The sequence below is a fragment of the Loktanella salsilacus genome, from assembly GCF_024206795.1.
Taxonomy (GTDB): Bacteria; Pseudomonadota; Alphaproteobacteria; order Rhodobacterales; family Rhodobacteraceae; genus Loktanella; species Loktanella salsilacus.
The window spans coordinates 896524-916003 of sequence record NZ_CP072994.1 but is presented as its reverse complement, the minus strand read 5'-3'; the positions used below and the strand labels follow the sequence as shown (position 1 = coordinate 916003).

The following is a 19480-nucleotide window of genomic DNA, read 5'->3' as shown; positions in this document are numbered from 1 at the left end:
ATACTTTACGGAACGTGATGGCCGGTTCTTTTGAACGACTCGTCATCCTTAGGATTTAAAGCCTTACCTCGACAATAGAACCGAACTGCGCGCACCATTGGGCGGCGACAGCTCCAGGCCGTATCCCCTGACGGTTCAGCAGATCGCATCGCACAGCTATTAGGATCGACGGATGCGGCAATAGCTTTGGCAGAAGAATGAGGAAAGCAGGCCCGAGGCTTATCACGGCTGGACGTGTCACCGCTGCCTTCATTTAATTCGCATTAAGCGACGTAATTTGTTTCAGGAAACCTAGCGTGGATCAGTCAAAAAAAGCGGCACCCAGTTCGGGTGCCGCTTCCATGTCGTGTCAGTCAAAGTCGAAGATTAGAAGCGGATGTTCAATCCAACCTGCACTTGCTGACTGTCATATTCGCTACCAAAGGACCCGCGGTAGCCGCCTTGGAATGCGACCTTTCTGGATGCGTTCGACGACAGGACACTTTCAAAGCCAAAGCTGACATTTACCATGTCGTCATCCATACCCGCGACGGTAAAGGATCGACCCGGCAAGCCGACAAAGCCGCTTTGCACCACCATGTCATCGCCGGATGCCTTGGTGTATTCCAAGCTTCCCGTCATGCGGCTGTCGGTCGCTGTGTTTGGCATTTGGTATTCACCGCGCACACCCACCGAAGCAAGGAGCGTATCAGCTGATTGCTCTGCGACGTCCAAATTCCAAAGGCCAGCACCGGTTTCCGTAAATGCATCGACTGAACCGCTATAGTATTCCAGCGACGCGATTGGACCTAGTTTGAACGCGCCCATGTCTTTCATATAGTCAAGCTTCAGCGCCGCGAAGGTCTGAGAGCCGTCTGTGCTGCCAGTTGCCGTTTGGCCCATCACATACCGCGACGAGTCATAGGAAAGGTTCTGATAGCCAACCAACGCCTGAACCAGACCGCCCTGACCAAACTTTGCGCGGGTAAATGCCGTCAGCGAAAAGCCGTCGGTGTCGATTTCGCCAAGTCCTTGGTAAGCGTCAGCAGAGCCAGATGCCGCCCCGACAGCAAGACCCACTGAAGCATGGGCACCCTTGATGTGTTTCTCGATACCGGCCGTGACCGATACGAGGCCAATGTCGTAACCGACCGATCCTGTCGTTGGCGAAAACGAGGATTGCGATCCGCCCACGGCGGCAAAGCCATAAAGGCCGTCGTGCATCGACCACGAATTCGCGTTGCCCTTGCTGGAAACGGCGTCAACCTCGCCGCTATGGTGGCCCCACGGCATGGACGAGGTGATCGTCGAAACCTGATTGCGTGCCGCTTCTAGCCCAAGGCTGGAAAAGGCTGGCGCATAGCTAAAGCCGACGCTGTTCAGGGCTGTCGCCCGCTCGCTTTGGGGCAATGCCATAATATCCGCGATGGCCGCCTGATATTCTGCTGCGTTGCCAAGGTCCCAGTAGGGCAGATTTGCCGCCGCATCAAAGTAGCCGGCCAGTTGGAACTGATAGTCGTCCTGTGCGCCCGACACGATGGGCGCGAAGACCGGAACGATGCGCAGGGTGACTTCGCCGCCATCCACTGTGCCGACCGTCATTGTGTAGTTCAGGTTGGCGTTGCGCAGGTCTTCGACCTCGGCGACTTCGAACAGCCCGTTCGCTTCGGCAAGGGCGACGATTTCGCTCGGCACAAGTTGCCCGTCGACATATCCCAACGCCGCGACATCGACACCAAGCGTGGATGCAAGTTCGGCCAGCCGCGCGTCGATATCGGCATCGGTGCCCAACGTGCCATAGGTCCACCCACCGCCGGCGATGTTATTCCACGCGACCAAGGCCGCCTCGTCTGCGGGATCGTTGTTGTCATCCCAGAACAGGCCGTCCGGGGTCATTGTGTTGTCGATGAAGCCAGTGCCGAAATTCGCCACGTAGTCTTCGTTGCTCAGCGCGCCAAATGTCAGGACGTCGTCGGATGCCGTCAAGGCGAGCGATGCGCGGCCGTCAGAAAAGAAACCGACTTCGCCTTCTTGCCCGCCAGCGCCGAACAAGCCGTCAGGCAGTCTGGCACCGAGGCCAATGTCTGCTGCATCAAGGTTGAAAAGAACGGCGTTCGACGGGTCAAGCTGACCCATGGGGTTTCCGTCAGCATCCAGCAATTCCAAAGAGAAACCGGTCATACGCGCACCGGTAAAGTTCGAGACCTTGCCAAATGTGAAGTAATCGACAGACGGGTGGTCCGCGCTGGCGGTTGTGCGCAGCGTGATGTCGAATGGATTGCGGCCGGTCAACTGCGTCTTGATACGCTTGCCGCTACCGCCTTCGGAATCGCAATAAATGTCTGGGTTGTTCGCCATCAGGCAGTTCGGCACAGCACCGCGCGAGTCTAGCGTGGAAAAGTCAGTGACGACAGTTTCGAACGGATCAACGTAGGTAAAACCGCCCGAACCGTCAGGAATTCTGGTCTGGGTAAAGGTGACAGCTTTAAGGCCCGGTTCCAACACGCCCTCTGCTGGATCAGAAAAGATCAGACCATCGCCAGATGTACCGATCAGGGGATTCGTATCGAATGTGTCCGCCCATGACGCGCTACACGTCAGCGCCAATATCGCAGCAGGTGCGACTGTGCCCAGCTTGTAGTTTATAACTTTCATTTGTTTCCCCTTCAGTGCTCCCAAACGCGCAAGACCGCACGGGCCTGTGATCGCGCAAAATTCACAAATATGAATTTGTATTATACTCCGAGTCCTGCGGAAGCCGAATTTGGTGACTTGACGGCTGGGTTTGGAACGATTCAGCTATGCCTATGATCCGCCCCGGCTTTCTTTCCTCAGCAGACCGCCTCGAGCTTGAGGCTTGCGTGCGTTGCCAGCGCGAGGACCACGGCATTGCCCGCCGGGCAAATGCGATCCTGCTGCTCGACGACGGGGAAAGCTGTGCTCGGATCGCAAAGTTTCTCTACTTAGACGACGATACCATCCGGGGCTGGCATAAAACCTACCTGCAAGATGGTTGGGATGCGCTTGCCTACGACGGCTGGAAAGGCGGTCAGTCCCGTATGACACAGGCACAGGAGGTTGCTTTATGCGCCTGGCTGGAAGCACGCTTCTGTCGCTCGACGGTCGAGATCAGGGCCCATGTCGCAGCTGAGTGCGGTCTGAACTATTCCCATTCTGGCTGCATTAAACTTCTGGCCCGACTGGGCTTTGAATACCGCAAGCCCAAGCCCCTGCCGCGCGTGGCATCCGTGGAAAAACAGGCCGCTTTCATCGCATTCTACGACCGCCTGATGCGTGAGTTACCAGCGGATGAAGCCGTCTACTTCGCCGATGCGGTGCATCCGGAATACCAGACCAAGCCTGCGTTTGGCTGGGTGAAGGTAGGATCAAATCCAGCGGTTCTCAGCACGGCAGGGCGCGGTCGTGTGAATATTCATGGGGCTGTGAACCTTGAAACCTTCGATGCACCCTTTGTCGAGCCCACAACCGTTGATGGCGTCAGTGCAGCACAGCTTCTGACCAAGATCGAAGTGCGCAACCCTGACAAGCGCATCATTCATGTCATCTGGGACAACGCGGCCTACCACAAAGGGCCCGATGTCAGAGCCTTCCTCGCCAGGGCAGCTTGCCGTATCCATCTGATCCAGCTGCCGCCTTACTGCCCTCATCTCAATCCCATTGAGCGGCTTTGGGCCGTCTTGCATCAATACGTTACCCACAATCGCTACTACCCAAGTCAAAAGCAGTTCGCCGACGCCATCCTTGCATTCATGCGTGAAACCATCCCGCAGGAATGGACGAAGTTCCGCGACAAGGTCTCAGACAACTTCCGCGTCATAACCTACGAAAACTTTCGGGTTTTGAAGTAGTGGCGGTATAACGGTATGGTTTCCTGAAAGAACCGGATTTGATCTGGATCAAGATCCGCAATGGGCGTGGCAAAAATGTATCACCCCACCCCCGAATGACGCAGGCAGTTGCTTTACGGCTATTCAACCGCACAGAAATGCCCGGCAGCCGCAGGTTTCACACGGACTCTCAGATAGTTAGGGACTGCTTGCGCACAATTTTGCTAAATTAACCCGCTGACGCGCAAGATAGGCGCGCGGTCTGACAGCTGTTGGCGGAACCCTGAAATCTGATCTTGCGCCCGCGCCTGCCCCGCTCGGAAAGCGCGCAGCGTATCCTTTGTCTTGGGCGAGCGACGACCGTATGACGTCCGATTCGAGCGCGCAGAGGGTCCCTGATCACGTATTCAGCCGAACCGCGGCTCTCGAACTTCATCCACCCACCGAAGCTGTGTCGGGCTTACCGCTTGGCCGCCCGCACAAGCTGATGCGCAAAGCGTGCGCGGTGTCGACGGATCAGGCGGCACTTACCCGCGGCCGCCTGCAGTCCGCCAAGATCAGAACTTGTCGACGGGGATTTTCAGGTAAGCGGCCCCGTCATCCTCTGCCACGGGCAGTTGCCCAGCGCGCAGGTTGATCTGCAAGGCGGCCAGCATGCGTTGCGGCAGGGACAGCGTCGCGTCCCGGTCCATGCGGGTTTTGATATAGGCGGCCTTTTCGGTGCCGTCGCTGACATGGATATTGTGCGCCTTGTGGTCCGCCACGGTCGCTTCCCATTCTGGCGCGTCCCGCCCGGTCGCCCCGTAATCGTGACCGACGAACAGCCGGGTGTCGTCCGGCAGCGCGAGGATTGCTTGCAACGATTCCCACAGATCGGTGGCACTGCCGCCGGGGAAATCGGCACGCGCCGTGCCGCTGTCCGGCTGCATAAAGGTATCGTGAACAAAGGCCGCATTGCCGCACACATAGGTGATCGACCCAAGCGTATGCCCCGGCGACAGCATCACCCGCACCGTCAGATCGCCTAGGGCAAAACTGTCCCCGTCGGCGAACAGATCATCGAAATCCGCATCAGGATCAAAGGCGTCCGGTGTGTTGTAGATATCGCGCCAAAGCTTTGCGATATCGCGCACCTTTTCGCCAATGGCATTCGGCGCGCCAGTACGGGCCTTTAACAAAGTGGACGCCATGACGTGATCGGCGTGCGGGTGGGTGTCGAGCACACGGTCAACGACAAGTCCGTTGTCGCGCACAAGGTCCAGCACCTGATCGATACTTTCGGTGCTTGTGGCGAAACTGGCAGGATCAAAGTTCCAGACCACATCGATCAGCGCCGCCTTTTTGGTCGTTGGATCGGCGCAAATATACTGGATCGACCCCGTGCCCGGTTCGTAAATGCCCCAGACATCTGGACTGCCTGCCCCGGTCGAGGCCGAGTGTCGCACGACAGGTTGTTTCAGCTTGCTCACTTCAGTCATCTATCTTGTCCTTCGCAGCTTGAAAAATCTGAATACGCTCAGAACACGACCCTTAACGTAGGCCTGATTCCTGATCCGGCAAAACCTGATGCGGTATCTGCGAACCTTTGGCGTTACCCAATCATCTTATCTTGCACCCGGCGCGCAGCAGGGCTTTGCGGCCGCGCGCAACTTACAAGTCGCGGATGAACTACCTTACACTCAACCGCCCAGTTGGGTGCGCATTGCTTGATAAACGACAGCTGTCGCCACGTTTGCTAGGTTCAGCGATCGGACAAGGGGATTGCGCATCGGCAAGCTAAAGACACGGTCGTCCATGTCATTCAGGATTGTAGCCGGAAGCCCGGCAGATTCACAACCAAAGACAAGATAGGCATCAGGTTGATACACCGGATCAAAGACGCTTTGCGCGCCGTGTTCCTCGAAGAAATACAGGCCATCCCGCGGTGGTTTGCGTGCGTCCAGAAAGCTTTGCCAGCTCTCATATTCACTTAGGTGAACATGCTTCCAATAATCCGTTCCGGCGCGGCGTACTGATTTTTCATCCAATGAAAATCCGTACGGCTTGATCAAGATCAGCTCTAGGTCCAGCGCGACGCAGGTCCGTCCAATTGCACCTGTGTTGAACGGAATTTCGGGCGTGACCAAAACCACTTTCATGCTCGGATTAGACATAGGGGATAGGCTCTCTGGGTCATGGGCGCGCAGTCACATCGCATTTCAAGCGTACCTAGTCGGTTACAGCCGTTTGTAACAGCGCCAACCGCGCGCCTTTGCCCTGCCCCAAACGGCCCCAATCGACGTTTTTGCAAATATGAAACGTTTCATATTGACAGATCTGTCGTCGCTATGGTCAGTTCCCCCCTATCGCATCGCACCAGATTAGGGGCGGCGCGGTATATATCCTTGGGAGGGAACCAATGACTTTTACAAAAATCGCAGCCTCGGCTGCGGCCGCTATCGCTTTGCTTGCTGCACCCGTAATGGCGCAGGACAAACCCGTCGTGGGACTGGTGATGAAATCGCTGGCCAACGAGTTTTTCCAGAACATGATGGAAGGCGCAGAGGCCCACGCAGCCCAGCGCGGCGATTATGAACTGCGCGCCGTCGGCATGCAAAACGAGACGGACTTTGAAAGCCAGATTAACGCGGTCGAGAATTTTATCACGCAAGGCGTCGATGCCATCGTCATCGCCCCCGCCGATTCCAAAGCCATGGTGCGCCCCATCAAAAAGGCGATCGCAGCGGGCATTACGGTCGTCAACTTTGACGTCGCCTTGGACGCGGACGCCAAGGCGCAGCAAGGGTTGGAACTGGCCTTTGTCGGCCCCGACAACCGCGGCGGCGCAAAGATGGCGGGCGATGCCCTTGCCGAAGCTTTGGGTGCTGGCGCGAAAGTTGTCATCATCGAAGGCAACCCCGGCGCAGACAACGCGACGCAGCGCCGTTTAGGCTTTGAAGACGCCGTGGCAGAGCATAGCCTTGACCTGCTGGACAGCCGCACTGCGCATTGGGAAACGGAAGAGGCGAACCAAGTCTTCTCGACCATGCTGACCGCGCACCCTGACCTGCAAGGCGTCATGGCCGCCAATGATTCCATGGCGATCGGTGTCGTCAAGGCGCTGGAAAACGCAGGCCGCAGCGACATCATCGTTGTGGGCTTTGACGCGATCCCCGCCGTGCTGCCCATGATCGAAGACGGGCGCATGCTGGCGTCGGTTGACCAGTTCGGCCAGCAAATGGCGGCGAATGCCATCGATCTGGCGCTGGACGTCGTCGCTGGCGGACCAGAGCTGGAAGGCTGGGTCACGACCCCTATCGAGCTTGTCACCAAGTAAGCGGTCCGGCGCGCCCGGCCGCCGGGCGCGCCACTTTTCTATACCCCCAAAAGAAGTGGTCGTTTTGATGTGTTCAGCTGTGCCTGATCCCAACCCTGTCGCCGCGCCGGATGACATCCTGACCGTCACGGGTCTGAAAAAGCACTTTGGCGGCGTGCGTGCGCTGGATGGTGCCAGCTTTTCCCTGCGACGCGGCGAAATCCACGCCCTTGTGGGCGAAAACGGTGCCGGTAAATCGACGCTGATCAAGATCCTGTCCGGGGTATTTCCCCATGACGCGGGTCAGATCACGCTGAACGGCGCGCCCTATCGCCCCGCCAGCCCCCATGACGCCAAGGCCAGCGGATTGCAGGTCGTGCATCAAGAATTCAACCTGCTGCAACATCTGAGCGTGGCCGAGAACATCTCGATCGAGGCAATGCCGCGCAACCGGTTCGGCCTGTTGAACCGGCCAGAGATGAACCGCCGCGCCCGCGTTGCGCTGGATGCCATCGGGCTAAGCGACGTTGACGTGCGCGCCCCTGTCAGCAGCCTTGGCATCGCGCATCGACAATTGGTGGAAATCGCCCGCGCCCTGCAATCGGACAGCGCGATCCTGATCCTGGACGAGCCGACGGCTACGTTAACCGAACGTGAAACCACCCGCCTGTTCGACATCGTCACCGGCATCCGCGACCGGGGCGTCACCGTCGTTTTTGTCACGCACTACCTTGATGAAGTCTTTGCCATTTGTGACCGCGTCACCGTATTCCGCAGCGGCGAGACGATCATCACCGAGAACATCCCCGACACCACGCCGCAAAACGTCGTGCGCAACATGGTCGGCCGAGAGTTGGAGGCCCAGATGGGCACCGCCACCGCCGCCCGCATCCCCGGCGATGTTGCGCTGTCGCTCAAAGGTCTGCGCGTCGCCTCTGACCCCAACCCTGCGGGCGTCAGCCTTGATCTGCACTACGGCGAAATCCTTGGCATCGCGGGCCTTGTCGGCGCGGGTCGGACGGAATTGCTACGCGGTATCGTGGCGGCAGACCCGGTGCTGTCGGGCACACTGGAATGCAACGGCAGCGCGGTGCATTTCAAAGGCCCGCGCGACGCCATCGCCGCCAGCATCGCCTTCGTCACCGAGGATCGCAAGGACGAGGGCCTGATCCTTGATATGCCCATCGCCGCAAATATCGCGCTGGCCAGCATGAAGGACATATCGCGAAGCGGGCTGCTGCGCTTTGCCCGCGAACAGCAAATTGCAGAGGAAGGCGGCGCGCGGCTGCGGCTGAAATGCGGCTCTGTGCGCGACCCCGCCTCTAGCCTGTCGGGCGGCAACCAGCAAAAGGTCGTCTTGGCCAAGTGGCTGGCCCGCAATCCCCGCATCCTGATTCTGGACGAGCCGACCCGCGGGATCGACGTCGGTGCCAAAGCCGAAATCTATGCCATCTTGCGCGATCTGGCCGCCCAAGGCGTCGCCCTGTTGATCGTGTCGTCGGAACTGCCGGAACTGACCAACCTGTCCGACCGGATCATGGTCATGGCCAACCACCGCATCATGGGCACAGTCCACCGCCCCGATTTCACCGAAGAGGGCATCCTCAATCTGGCTTACGGCCAGAGTGACACCTCCCCCATCGCAGACTTGCAAATTGAAGGAGCCCGCTGATGGCATCCCCCACCACCGCAACCCCAAAGCTGGCGGCCCTTCGGTCCCTGATCAACAACGCCGGCATTGGTCTGGCGCTGCTGTTCCTGATCGTCATCTTTTCGTTTTCGTCCGAATATTTTCTGACCGCGAATAACATCACCAACATCCTGACGCAGATCACGATCAACCTTATCCTTGCCGTCGGCATGACCTTCGTCATCCTGATTGGCGGCATCGATTTGTCGGTCGGATCGGTCATGGCATTCGCCGCCGTCGTCGCAGGCAAGGCGATCACCTTGCCCGGCTTTGGCGACACAGAACTGATCCTGCTGGCCTGTATTGCGGGTCTTGGCGTCGGCATGATCTGCGGATTACTCAACGGCGTGATCAGCGCCTATTGGGGCCTGCCGTCGTTTATCATCACGCTGGGCATGCTGAATATCGCGCGCGGCGCCGGGCTTCAGGTGTCAAACGCTGAAACCATCTATGCCTTCCCGCTCGCGTTCGAGGATTTCGGCTCCATGCTGATCGGCGGCGTGCCCGTAGTGTTCATCGTGGCGCTGGTGATGACGCTGATCGCATGGTTCGTGCTGAACCGCACCGTGTTTGGCCGCCTGCTGTACGGGATCGGCAATAACGAAGAAGCTGTCCGCCTCGCCGGGCATCCCGTGTTTTGGTACAAGGTCATCGCCTTTTCGATCAGTGGTCTGGCCGCCGGTTTCGCCGCGATCATCTATATGGCGCGCCTGAACATCGCGAGCCCGATTGCCGGCATTGGGTTCGAGCTAAACGCTATTGCAGCCGTGATCATCGGCGGCACCAGCCTTGCAGGCGGGCGCGGTTCGGTGATCGGCACGCTGCTGGGGGCCTTTATTATCGGCGTGCTGGCCAATGGTTTGATCCTGATGGGGCTCAGCGATTTTCTGCGCCAGATGATCACCGGCGTCGTCATCATCGTCGCCGTCATCCTTGACCACTACCGTGCAAAGTATAGCGCATCATGAAACGCACGGCCCTTCTGAACCGCCACCTCAGCGCACTGATTGCGACCCTTGGGCATGGCGACCGCATCGTCGTGGCGGACGCAGGCTTGCCTGTGCCGCCGGGGGTGGCGGTCATTGATCTGGCTGTCACAGCGGGCGTGCCGCGCTTTGATCAGGTCTTGCAGGCGATCCGCGCGGAACTGGTGATCGAAGGCATCGTCTGGGCGCAAGAAGCCTCTGCCGACCTGACCCGCGATCTGACTGCGGCCTGTGATGGCTGGGCTGCAGATCAAGGCCGCCCTATCGCCCGCAGTACGCTGACGCATGAGGCGTTCAAGGAAAGCACAGCCAGCGCCCGCGCCATCATCCGCACTGGCGAGGTCACGCCCTACGCCAATGTCATCCTGATCAGCGGAGTTGCGTTTTGAGCGTTCTTGTCGTCGGCAGTATTAATATGGACATGACCCTTTACCTGCCGCGCTGGCCCGCAGTGGGTGAAACCATCCGTGCGCACGAAACGCTGGTGCAACTGGGCGGCAAAGGCGCAAACCAAGCGATCGCCGCCGGGCGGCTGGGGGGCCGTGTCACCATGATCGGCGCCCTTGGCCGCGACGGGTTTGGCAGCCGCGCCAGTGCAGAGCTGATCGCGCAAGGTGTCGCGCTTTATGCCGATAGCTTGGACGATACGCCCACAGGCATCGCCAGCATCGACGTGGGGCCGGATGGTCAGAACATCATCCGCCTGTCCCCCGGTGCAAATGACGCCGTGACCGCGCAGACTGTGACCCGCAAAGCGGATGTCTTTGCAGGCGTATCTCTGTTGCTACTGCAAAATGAAATTCCCTTGGACGGCTCAAGCGCCGCTGCGCATCTGGCGCGGGCGGCCGGAGCGTTGGTGGTCATGGACCCCGCCCCTGCCCCAGACACACCTTGGGGCCCGGACATCCTAAGCCAATTTGACATCGTCACCCCCAACCTCGCCGAGGCGCGCCTGCTGTCCGGCCTTAGCGATGACATCCCGCCCGCACAGGTCGCAGCCAAGCTTGCCCAGCATTGCGGGCGCGGCGCGATTGTGACGATGGGCGGCGACGGTGTGGTCTGGTGCATTGACGGCCAGTCCGGTGCGGCCCCGGCCTGCAAGGTTGATGCCATTGATACGGTCGCGGCTGGCGATTGCTTTAACGGCGCGCTTGCCACTGCGCTGGCGCAAGGCGCACCCGTTGCGGATGCTGTGACTTACGCCCTGCATGCCGCAGCCCTTGCCACCACCCGGCGCGGCGCGGCCGCGTCCCTGCCCGCACACAGCGAGGTGACAACTTTCATCTCCAGCCGTGCGTCCGGTGCCAAGCAGTGCTAAACCGTTGATACCAGCGGTATCACGGAGCGGAACATGGCCACGATCAAGGACGTCGCAGCCACGGCAGGCGTATCCGTCGGGACTGTATCCAAGGTCCTAAGCGGCGATCCCACGGTCAAGCCCGCCCTGCAAACCCGCGTGCGCGACGCGGTCACGCAGCTGGGTTATCGCCCTAATCTAGCCGCCCGCGCCCTGCGCACGAATATGGTCAATGTGATCGGGCTAGTCGTGCCCGACATTTCCAACCCCTATTTCGCCCAGCTTGCCAAAGCGATCGAGACAGAGGCCGCGGTGCGCGATCATATGGTCATGCTGGCCAATTCCCACGACGACAAACCGACAGAGCATCGGCAGATCATGGCCCTGCTGGATCGCACCCCGCGCGGCATCATCGTCTGCGCCGTGTCGGACGAGGTGTCAGACCGCTACGTCACCGACACCGCCATCGTGTCCGTGGACCGCCGTCTGTCCGATTACAGCCTGATTTCGACCGATCACGCCGAAGGGTCGGCGCAGATTGCGGATCATCTGTTCGGGCTGGGCCACCGCCGCATCGCCTATATCGCGGGACCGCAGGACACGTTTGTCGGCCGCGCCCGTCTGGCCGGTTTTCAGTCCCGCATAGACGCCCTGCGCCAGCGTGACCCTGCCGTTGAACTGACAATCCACAACGGCCATTTCGGCTATCAATCCGGCGAGGATATCGCTCGCACAATCTTTGCCGCCCCTGCCGCCCAGCGCGTCACGGCCATCGCAGCCGCGAACGATCAGCTTGCCATCGGGGTGCTGCGCTGTGCGCGCGATTTACAGATCGAGGTGCCAGCGCAGGTGTCTGTCACAGGGTTCGACGACATCGACCTTGCGTCGCTTGTGGTGCCGCGCCTGACATCGTTTCAACAGCCGATGGACCAACTGGCCAAGCGGTCCATCGCTGCGATCTTTGACTGCAAAGCCGGATCAGCCGACGTGCTTCTGCAAGGCACGCTGATGGTGCGCAGCTCCAGCGGCGCTGCGCAAATTTAGGCCCGCCGCGCCCTTACCGCTTTTTAAGAAACGCAGCCGCCTGCAAGATGGCATCGGTCAGCCCGGCAAAGAAACCGGGATCCGTCACATCCACCAATCCGGCAGGGCGATCCGCGCCCTCAGTCTTAGCCTCAGTCTCAACCTCTGACAACGCCGCGTCCGGCGCGGGCCGCAGTACGACCAAAGGCGACGGGTCTTTGACAAGCGCGCGGTAGCTGTCGCCCTTGCCATGTTTCAGCACGTTCACTGCCAGATAATACTGATAAATCCGGTCCGCCAAATCAGCCTTGCCGCTTTCAATCAGCAGTGCCTGCAGCTTGCGCGAAAACGGTCCGCGTTTGAAATGGTGCTGCATCCGCGCTTCAAAGGCGGTGTAGATATCAATCGCTTCCAGCTCTAGCGCGACGGTCGCAGCGCGCAGCGCCTCGGCCTGATCGCCGGTGACATCAGCGCCGCCCGCCGTGCGCAAAATTTCACCAATCGTATCCTGCGCCGCCTGCGCATTCGCGCGCGATACGGCAACCAGTTCGACAACGTTCTTGGACGAGGCCATCATTCACCCTCCATAGGTTACAGCAGCCATAAGCGATCTGGCCGCGAATGTGAGGGGCAGAAATGCGCGCGCGCCTGCGAAAGTGCCCTGCCCCATCTTAATCCAGTCCTGTTCGCGTCTGGTCAGCCTGCCTTGCAGCCGTTATGGTCCGCCGAAAGGCCAAACAGGACGCATAGACCATGGCAAAGATGCAAGCGGGCCAGCAGCCCTTCAACATCATGATCGTGGGCCAAGGCGGGCGCCTGCAGTACGAGGCCTTGGTCTTTGTCGCGTCGCTGCGCGAGATGTCACCGCAGTTTTCAGGCGGGGTTTTCGTCGTAGAACCCCAGCCCGGCCCGCTGTGGGATCACGACCCGCGCATGAGCCAAGACATCCGCGACGCGCTGCTTGAGATGGGCGCGCAGGTCGTGCCCTTTGACAGCCATGTTTTTGGCAGCAGCTATCCTTATGGCAACAAGATCGAGGGGTTAGCGGCCCTGCCTACGGGCGAGCCGTTCATGTTCTTTGACACCGACACCCTAATCACCGGAGAGCTGTCGGAGCTGCCCCTAGATTTCAACCGCCCCGCCGCGTCCATGCGCCGCGAAGGCACCTGGCCCCAAGAAGAGCTGTATTGGCCGGGCTACACCGCGGTGTGGAAGTCGCTTTACGACCGTTTCGGGCTGGATTTCGCATCCAGCCTCGATCTGTCGCACCCGGATGATTACTGGCAGCGGTATCTGTATTTCAACGCCGGTTGGTTCTTTGGCGCGGACCCGGCGGCCTTTGGCCAACGTTTTTTGGACTACGCCAAAACCGTGCGCGACGACGCGCCAGAGGAACTCGTGATCCAATCGCTTCATCCATGGCTGGACCAGATCGTCCTGCCGCTGGTGATCCACAGCTTTGGTGGCGGCCGGCCAGGGCCAGAGCTAGACGGGCTCGACGGCGATGTGACCTGCCACTACCGCATCCTGCCGCTGTTCTATGCCCGCGAAAGCGACCGCGCCGTGCAAGTGATGGAGGCCGTGACCGCCCCCAATAAGATCAAGAAACTGCTGAAGGGGTATGATGCCTACAAGCGGATGATCTATCAGGGCCGTGGCCAAAAAGTGCGCGCGATGTTCGACCGCAATGATTTACCAAAGCGCGAACAACAGATCCGCAATCAGATCAAAGCCAAGGGATTTTGGATCCGCTAGGAATTGTGCGACAGCAGAGGGTTCCGATTTTTCGGCGAAAAATCGGATCTTGGGGCGCTGCCCCAAACCCCGAGGTATTTTTGACCAGAAGAAGGGGGGCGCGGCGCTATTTGGCGAAGATATCCGAGTCGGGCGCAAGGCCTTTAACTTCGATGGGATTACCCGAGGGGTCGCGGAAGAACATTGTCCATTGCTCGCCCGGCTCGCCCTTAAAGCGGACAGAGGGGGCGAGGATGAAATCGGTCTGACGCTCTTCTAGCCGGCCTGCGAGCTTATTCCATTCGTCCAGCGGCAGGATGATGCCAAAGTGCGGCATTGGGACCATGTGATCGCCGACCTTGCCCGTTGCGGCATTGGCGAAAGGCGCGCCCAGATGCAGCGACAATTGGTGGCCGTAGAAGTCGAAATCGACCCAAGTGTCCGTCGAGCGCCCCTCAACCGCGCCAAGCGCCCCGGTATAGAAGTCCCGTGCTTCGTCCAGATCGGTGACATGATAGGCAAAATGGAACGGGTAAGGCATTGGCGGCTCCTTGGTCGTTGAGTGGTGGGTTGAAACCTCCTAAACCTGTCGCAACGCATTGCAAAGGGAGAGAGACATGTCCGGCGAACCTACCTACGGTTTTGATACGCTACAGATTCACGCGGGTGCACGGCCCGACCCGGCCACGGGTGCGCGGCAGGTGCCGATCTATCAAACGACGGCCTATGTGTTCCGCGATGCGGACCACGCGGCGGCGCTGTTTAACCTGCAAGAGGTCGGCTATATCTATTCGCGCCTGACCAACCCCACGGTCGCAGCGCTGCAGGAACGGATCGCAACGCTTGAAGGCGGCGCAGGCGGTGTCTGCTGTTCGTCCGGTCATGCGGCCCAATTGATGGCGCTGTTTCCGCTGATGGCACCGGGTAAGAATATCGTCGCCAGCACGCGGCTTTATGGCGGCACGGTCACGCAGTTCACCCAGACGATCAAGCGTTTCGGCTGGTCCGCGACCTTTGTCGACTTTGACGATCTGGACGCGGTGAAGGCCGCGATCAATGACGACACGCAGGCGATCTTTGGCGAGGCGATTGCCAACCCCGGCGGCTATATCATGGACGTGCGCGCGATTGCCGATATTGCCGATGACGCAGGGATTCCCCTGATCATCGACAACACCACAGCCACGCCATATCTGTGCCGCCCAATCGAGCTTGGCGCGACACTGGTCGTTCATTCCACCACGAAATACCTGACGGGTAACGGCACTGTCACCGGTGGCTGCGTTGTGGATTCGGGCAAATTTGACTGGGCGGCATCAGGAAAATTCCCGTCCCTGTCAGAGCCCGAGCCTGCCTATCACGGCCTCAAGTTCGCAGAGACCTTTGGCCCGCTGGCGTTCACCTTTCACGGGATCGCTATTGGTCTGCGCGATCTGGGTATGACCATGAACCCACAGGGCGCCCACTATACCCTGATGGGGATTGAAACGCTGTCCCTGCGTATGGAACGCCATGTGCAGAACGCGCAAAAGATTGCCAAGTGGCTAGAGGACGACCCCCGCGTCGACTATGTCACCTATGCTGGTTTGAAGAGCAGCAAGTACTTTGACCGCGTCGAAAAAGTCTGTCCCAAAGGCGCGGGCGGCTTGTTCACCTTTGCGGTCAAGGGCGGCTATGAGGCCTGCATCAAGCTGATCGACAACCTCGAGATCTTTAGCCACGTGGCGAACCTTGGCGATACGCGCAGCTTGATCATTCACCCGGCGTCCACCACCCACCGCCAGTTGGACGAAAACCAGCAGCGCGCGGCAGGTGCAGCACCGGAAATCGTGCGTGTGTCCATCGGGATCGAGGATGCGGACGATCTGATTATGGATCTGGATCAGGCGCTGTCCAAAGCGACGGCCTAAAAACAATGGGCGGGGTTTCGGCCCCGCCCACATTAGTTACTCGCCAAAGCCCCAAGTCACAGTGACATCGGCGCTGATCGTGATTTGGCCAGCCGCCACGGGCACCTTTTCGGCGCTGTCCATCGCCATGCGCATATATGGCTGCGGCGCGCCGCCAGATGCGCCGCCTTCGGTCAGCGATTGCACTGGCCCCAAGGCTACGCCAGCCGCCTGCGCGTAAAGCTCAGCCTTATCCATCGCATCGGCGACTGCGGCGCGGCGCGCGTCGTCTAGGGCGGGCTTGCGGTCCTGCAGATCAAAGGTCAGGCCGTTCATCTGGTTCGCGCCCTCTTGGACCACGGCGTCGAGCGTCTGACCCAATTTGGACAAATCAAGCACTTGCACGCTGACATCTGTGGCCGCGACATAGCCCGTGATGCGCGACGACTGGGTCGCCTCGTCATAACTTTGCTGCACATCAACGCGCAGACCGCTGGTCTGGATATCCTCGGGCGCGATCCCGGCAGCGGTCAGGCTGGCCATGACCTTGTCCATATCCGCGCTCATGTCGCGCACGGCCTGCGCCGCTGTCGGGGCCCGCGCCAGAACGCCCAGCGACAGGCTGGCCATATCGGGGCTGGCCATGACCTGGCCGGTGCCCGTTACCGTCAGCCCGGCATCCTGCGCCGCAGCCGGAATGGCCGCACTGCACAGCAGCAGGCTTGCGATCTGTAATGTCTTAATCATGGCTCTATTCTTTCCAAATGGTTTACCACAAGCGAGCGAGCGCCAACGCCGTGTCGAACGCCTTGGCCCCGGCCCGGTTCTGCGTTAGCCTGCGCATAAGAATACCGAACATTTCTTGTATTGCGCACGGACGTATGGCCAATCGATGACACCTAATTTCGCACTCTCGCTTTCATTCGACGGTATCGCCCTTCTGCAACAGGTGCCAGATGGCTGGCACCTTGTGGGCGAGGTGCCGCTTGAGACAGCCGACCTACCTGCGGCCCTGTCAGTTTTGCGGGACCAAGCGCTTGCGCTGGACCCTTCTGGCATGCGCACAAAGCTGGTGATCCCAAGCGATCAAATCCGCTATATGACGCTGCAGGGCGAAGACACGACCGCGGACGATGTGCACCACGCGCTGGACGGCGAAACGCCCTATGCGCTGAATGAACTGGTCATTGATACGGTGCGCGCGAATGGCAGCACCTATATCGCCGCTGTCGCCCAAGAAACGCTGGTCGAGGCGACAGCCTTTGCCACGGACAATCTGTTCAACCCCGTCGCCTGCGCCGCCCTACCCGAACCGGGCACCTTTGACGCAGAGGTGTTCTTTGGCGCCCTGCCCGCCGGGCGCACTATGGACCTGACCCGGGCCGATAAGCCTGTCGTCCAAACCGGCGTCGTCGATTTGCCAAAATCCGCACCTGCGGCAGAACCTGACGCCGCGCCCACGCCTGAACCTGAACCCGAGCCCGATCCAGCGCCTGAAGCAGCCGCGCAGTCCGATGCGCCCATGCCGGTCAGCGACGCGGTGCCAGACCAAGACACCGCGCCCCAAACCGCAGAGGCATCTGCGCCGCCGCCAGAGGCAGATCAGCCCGCCTCCGTACCGGACCCGATCGAGCTAGGCGACGCACCAGTTTTTGCATCGCGCAGTAAAATCGTAGCACCGACGATCAACGCAGCCAAACGGTCCACGCTATCAGCCCAACCTGCCGACAACGCAATCGCGACAGCTTTGGCCGCACGCCGCGCGCCAAGCGAAGCAGCCTTGGCGCAGGGCACGAGCACCGCATCCCACCCCCCGCGTATCGCCCAGCCGGTAACAGGCACCGCGCCTGCCATCAAAGCCACAGCCATGCCCGATGGCGTGACCGCCGCCCCCCTAGCCGCCCCCGCGCAAGAGCCGTTGTTCACCCGCCGCAAAGAACCCCCCGCCCCGGTGGCCGCCAATGGGCGTGCAAAAGAGCCGGTGTCCGCACTCGCAGCCGCCATCGCGGCCCAGTCCGGCGTGCAGATCATCGACGACCGCCCTGCAGCGCAGGCGCAGGCCGCACCGCAGCCTGCAAAAGGACGCGTCAAGGAACGCGGCAAAACGCGCTTCCTCGGGTTGATCCTGACTGCAATCTTGCTCTTGGTAATGCTGCTGGTGGGATTGTGGTCCCTGACGTTGCCAAGCGGCACCGTGACAAGCTGGTTCACCGGCGCGGATGCCGAACCGCAAATCGCAGCCGCGACACAAGAGCCTTCCTTCGACGACACGCTTGCCGCTGATTTGGCGCAAGGCGAACCTGCGCCGCAAACGGATGTCGCGCCTCAGACATCTGTCGCCACCGCAGAGGAAACCGACGCCCCTACGGCCGAGGTCGCGCAAGCGGCGGAACCCGCCCCCTCTGCCATTGTGCCACAAGATATGGCGGCCGTAGTGCCCCCAGCGCCCATCGTGCGCGCCCCCGCCGGGCGGGTGTTGTCCCCTGACGAAGCGGACCGCATCTATGCCGCGACCGGCGTCTATCAACGCGCGCCCCGCATTGCCGCAACGCCCAGCAGCACAGCGCTGGAAGGGGTCGATCCGGTCGCCACCGTCGATGTCCCGCAGGCACTGGACCAGCCGGACATGCCCGGCCAAGACGCCGCTGCCCCCGACGCCGTGATCGCAGACCAGCCAGTGCCGCCCGCAGCGGGCGTTGTGTTTGCCCGCGATGCACGCGGCAATATCGCCGCCACGCCAGAAGGCGTCGTGACGCCGCAAGGCGCGTTGGTGATCGCAGGCGCGCCGGACCTGCGCCCGGTCCTGCGCCCCGGCACCCCGCGTGTGGCGACAGCACCTGTGGACCCGGTGGTGCGACCTGATGATCTAGCAGAGGCCGCTGCGGCTGCCGTCCCTACCGATGCGACAGAGCCGGAAGCAGCGCCCGCGACAGGCAGCCCCGCCTTCGTCGCCGGGCCACCGCCCCTGCGCCCGGTGCTACGGCCCGGTGATGCGGCGGCGCTGACCTTGCCGACCACCGACGTGGCAGAGGCGCCCACCTTGCCTGTTTCGCTTCCCTATACCGGGGTGCGTCCGCGCCTGCGGCCGGGCGGGTTGATCGCCACCGCCGCCACCCCGACCGAAGCTGAAGCCGTCATCGCCGCCTATACCGGCTCTCGTCCTGTTCTGCGTCCATCTGATCTTGCACCAGAGGTCGAAGCCGCGCCGGAAGAGCCGCAGCCCCTTCCCGGTGCCATCGTCACCGCCGATATTAACGCTGTTGCCGCTGCCATCGCCGCCGCCGCCCCGGCGTCATCGTTTAGCAATCGCACAGCGCTTGCTGTCAGCGTCGCCCGCCGTCCCGACGCACGCCCCAATAATTTTGCGCAGGTCGTGGCCCGCTCGCGCCAAGCCGCAGCGCCGCCGCCCGTGGCCGCCGCCCCAGCACCAACCCGCACCGCAGCCGTCGCCGCAACGCCAGCCCCGCCCACAATCGTCGCCCCCAGCGGCAATGTCCCCGGCGGCGTGGCGCAAGCGGCGACCGTCGACAATGCGATGAACCTGCGCCAGATGAACCTTGTCGGTGTCTACGGCAAACCCAACGCCCGCCGCGCACTGGTGCGTCTGGGCAATGGCCGCTTTGTTAAGGTCGAAGTTGGCAGCGCCCTTGATGGCGGCCAAGTCACCGCGATTGGCGATACCGCGCTGAATTTTGTCAAACGCGGAAAGACCTACGCCCTCGTGCTGCCCGGCTAAGGC

The 19480-nt window shown here is 60.9% G+C and carries 16 protein-coding genes; 10 read left to right on the top strand and 6 right to left on the bottom strand.

The features are described 5' to 3' along the window. Window positions 1-366 precede the first annotated feature (366 nt). Complete coding sequence (locus KBW81_RS04595) at window positions 367-2634, bottom strand: choice-of-anchor F family protein (protein WP_254248504.1); 2268 nt, start codon at window positions 2632-2634, stop codon at window positions 367-369. Window positions 2635-2780: 146 nt separating this feature from the next. Here KBW81_RS04595 and KBW81_RS04590 point away from each other — a divergent pair, with 146 nt between their 5' ends. Then, window positions 2781-3848, top strand: coding sequence for an IS630 family transposase (locus KBW81_RS04590; protein ID WP_254247130.1), 1068 nt, complete (start codon window positions 2781-2783; stop codon window positions 3846-3848). Window positions 3849-4384: 536 nt separating this feature from the next. Here KBW81_RS04590 and KBW81_RS04585 read toward each other — a convergent pair. Together KBW81_RS04585 and KBW81_RS04580 are read right to left on the bottom strand one after the other, a co-directional pair. Beyond that, window positions 4385-5305, bottom strand: a complete 921-nt coding sequence (locus tag KBW81_RS04585) for an MBL fold metallo-hydrolase (protein WP_254248503.1) — start codon at window positions 5303-5305, stop codon at window positions 4385-4387. 201 nt (window positions 5306-5506) lie between these two features. Beyond that, window positions 5507-5980 (bottom strand): tRNA (cytidine(34)-2'-O)-methyltransferase, encoded by a 474-nt coding sequence (locus KBW81_RS04580; RefSeq protein ID WP_090188231.1) that lies wholly within the window; start codon window positions 5978-5980, stop codon window positions 5507-5509. A gap of 245 nt (window positions 5981-6225) precedes the next feature. On the opposite strand from KBW81_RS04580, the gene KBW81_RS04575 reads away from it, so the two are divergent. From KBW81_RS04575 to KBW81_RS04550, 6 genes are all read left to right on the top strand, one after another. Then, window positions 6226-7143 carry a sugar ABC transporter substrate-binding protein gene (locus KBW81_RS04575; protein WP_254248502.1) on the top strand — a complete coding sequence of 306 codons (918 nt, stop codon included), beginning with the start codon at window positions 6226-6228 and terminating at the stop codon, window positions 7141-7143. A 79-nt stretch (window positions 7144-7222) separates the two neighbouring features. Continuing rightward, window positions 7223-8794, top strand: coding sequence for a sugar ABC transporter ATP-binding protein (locus KBW81_RS04570; RefSeq protein ID WP_254248501.1), 1572 nt, complete (start codon window positions 7223-7225; stop codon window positions 8792-8794). After that, window positions 8794-9780, top strand: coding sequence for an ABC transporter permease (locus KBW81_RS04565; protein WP_254248500.1), 987 nt, complete (start codon window positions 8794-8796; stop codon window positions 9778-9780). The genes KBW81_RS04570 and KBW81_RS04565 overlap by 1 nt, the downstream gene beginning before the upstream one ends. After that, entirely contained in the window at window positions 9777-10187 is a 411-nt protein-coding gene (gene rbsD, locus KBW81_RS04560; protein ID WP_254248499.1) for a D-ribose pyranase, read from the top strand. The genes KBW81_RS04565 and rbsD overlap by 4 nt, the downstream gene beginning before the upstream one ends. Next, on the top strand, window positions 10184-11116 hold the full coding sequence (locus KBW81_RS04555; RefSeq protein WP_254248498.1) for a ribokinase: 933 nt from the start codon (window positions 10184-10186) through the stop codon (window positions 11114-11116). Before rbsD ends, KBW81_RS04555 begins: the two co-directional genes overlap by 4 nt. Before the next feature lie 33 nt (window positions 11117-11149). Beyond that, window positions 11150-12139: a LacI family DNA-binding transcriptional regulator gene (locus KBW81_RS04550; protein ID WP_090188218.1), complete on the top strand. Its 990-nt coding sequence runs from the start codon at window positions 11150-11152 to the stop codon at window positions 12137-12139. A 13-nt stretch (window positions 12140-12152) separates the two neighbouring features. Here KBW81_RS04550 and KBW81_RS04545 read toward each other — a convergent pair whose 3' ends face one another. Beyond that, entirely contained in the window at window positions 12153-12695 is a 543-nt protein-coding gene (locus tag KBW81_RS04545) for a hypothetical protein (RefSeq protein WP_254248497.1), read from the bottom strand. A 176-nt stretch (window positions 12696-12871) separates the two neighbouring features. Between KBW81_RS04545 and KBW81_RS04540 the strand changes: the two genes are divergently transcribed. Continuing rightward, complete coding sequence (locus tag KBW81_RS04540) at window positions 12872-13873, top strand: hypothetical protein (RefSeq protein WP_254248496.1); 1002 nt, start codon at window positions 12872-12874, stop codon at window positions 13871-13873. Between the two features lie 106 nt (window positions 13874-13979). On the opposite strand, the gene KBW81_RS04535 is transcribed toward KBW81_RS04540, so the two are convergent. Continuing rightward, window positions 13980-14393, bottom strand: a complete 414-nt coding sequence (locus tag KBW81_RS04535) for a VOC family protein (RefSeq protein ID WP_254248495.1) — start codon at window positions 14391-14393, stop codon at window positions 13980-13982. A gap of 76 nt (window positions 14394-14469) precedes the next feature. Between KBW81_RS04535 and KBW81_RS04530 the strand changes: the two genes are divergently transcribed. Then, window positions 14470-15762, top strand: a complete 1293-nt coding sequence (locus KBW81_RS04530) for an O-acetylhomoserine aminocarboxypropyltransferase/cysteine synthase family protein (RefSeq protein WP_090188210.1) — start codon at window positions 14470-14472, stop codon at window positions 15760-15762. 36 nt (window positions 15763-15798) lie between these two features. Here KBW81_RS04530 and KBW81_RS04525 read toward each other — a convergent pair whose 3' ends face one another. Next, a complete protein-coding gene (locus KBW81_RS04525; RefSeq protein WP_254248494.1) occupies window positions 15799-16488 on the bottom strand; it encodes an SIMPL domain-containing protein in 690 nt (229 codons plus the stop codon). A gap of 145 nt (window positions 16489-16633) precedes the next feature. Here KBW81_RS04525 and KBW81_RS04520 point away from each other — a divergent pair, with 145 nt between their 5' ends. Next, window positions 16634-19477, top strand: a complete 2844-nt coding sequence (locus tag KBW81_RS04520) for a hypothetical protein (protein WP_254248493.1) — start codon at window positions 16634-16636, stop codon at window positions 19475-19477. Window positions 19478-19480 lie beyond the last annotated feature (3 nt).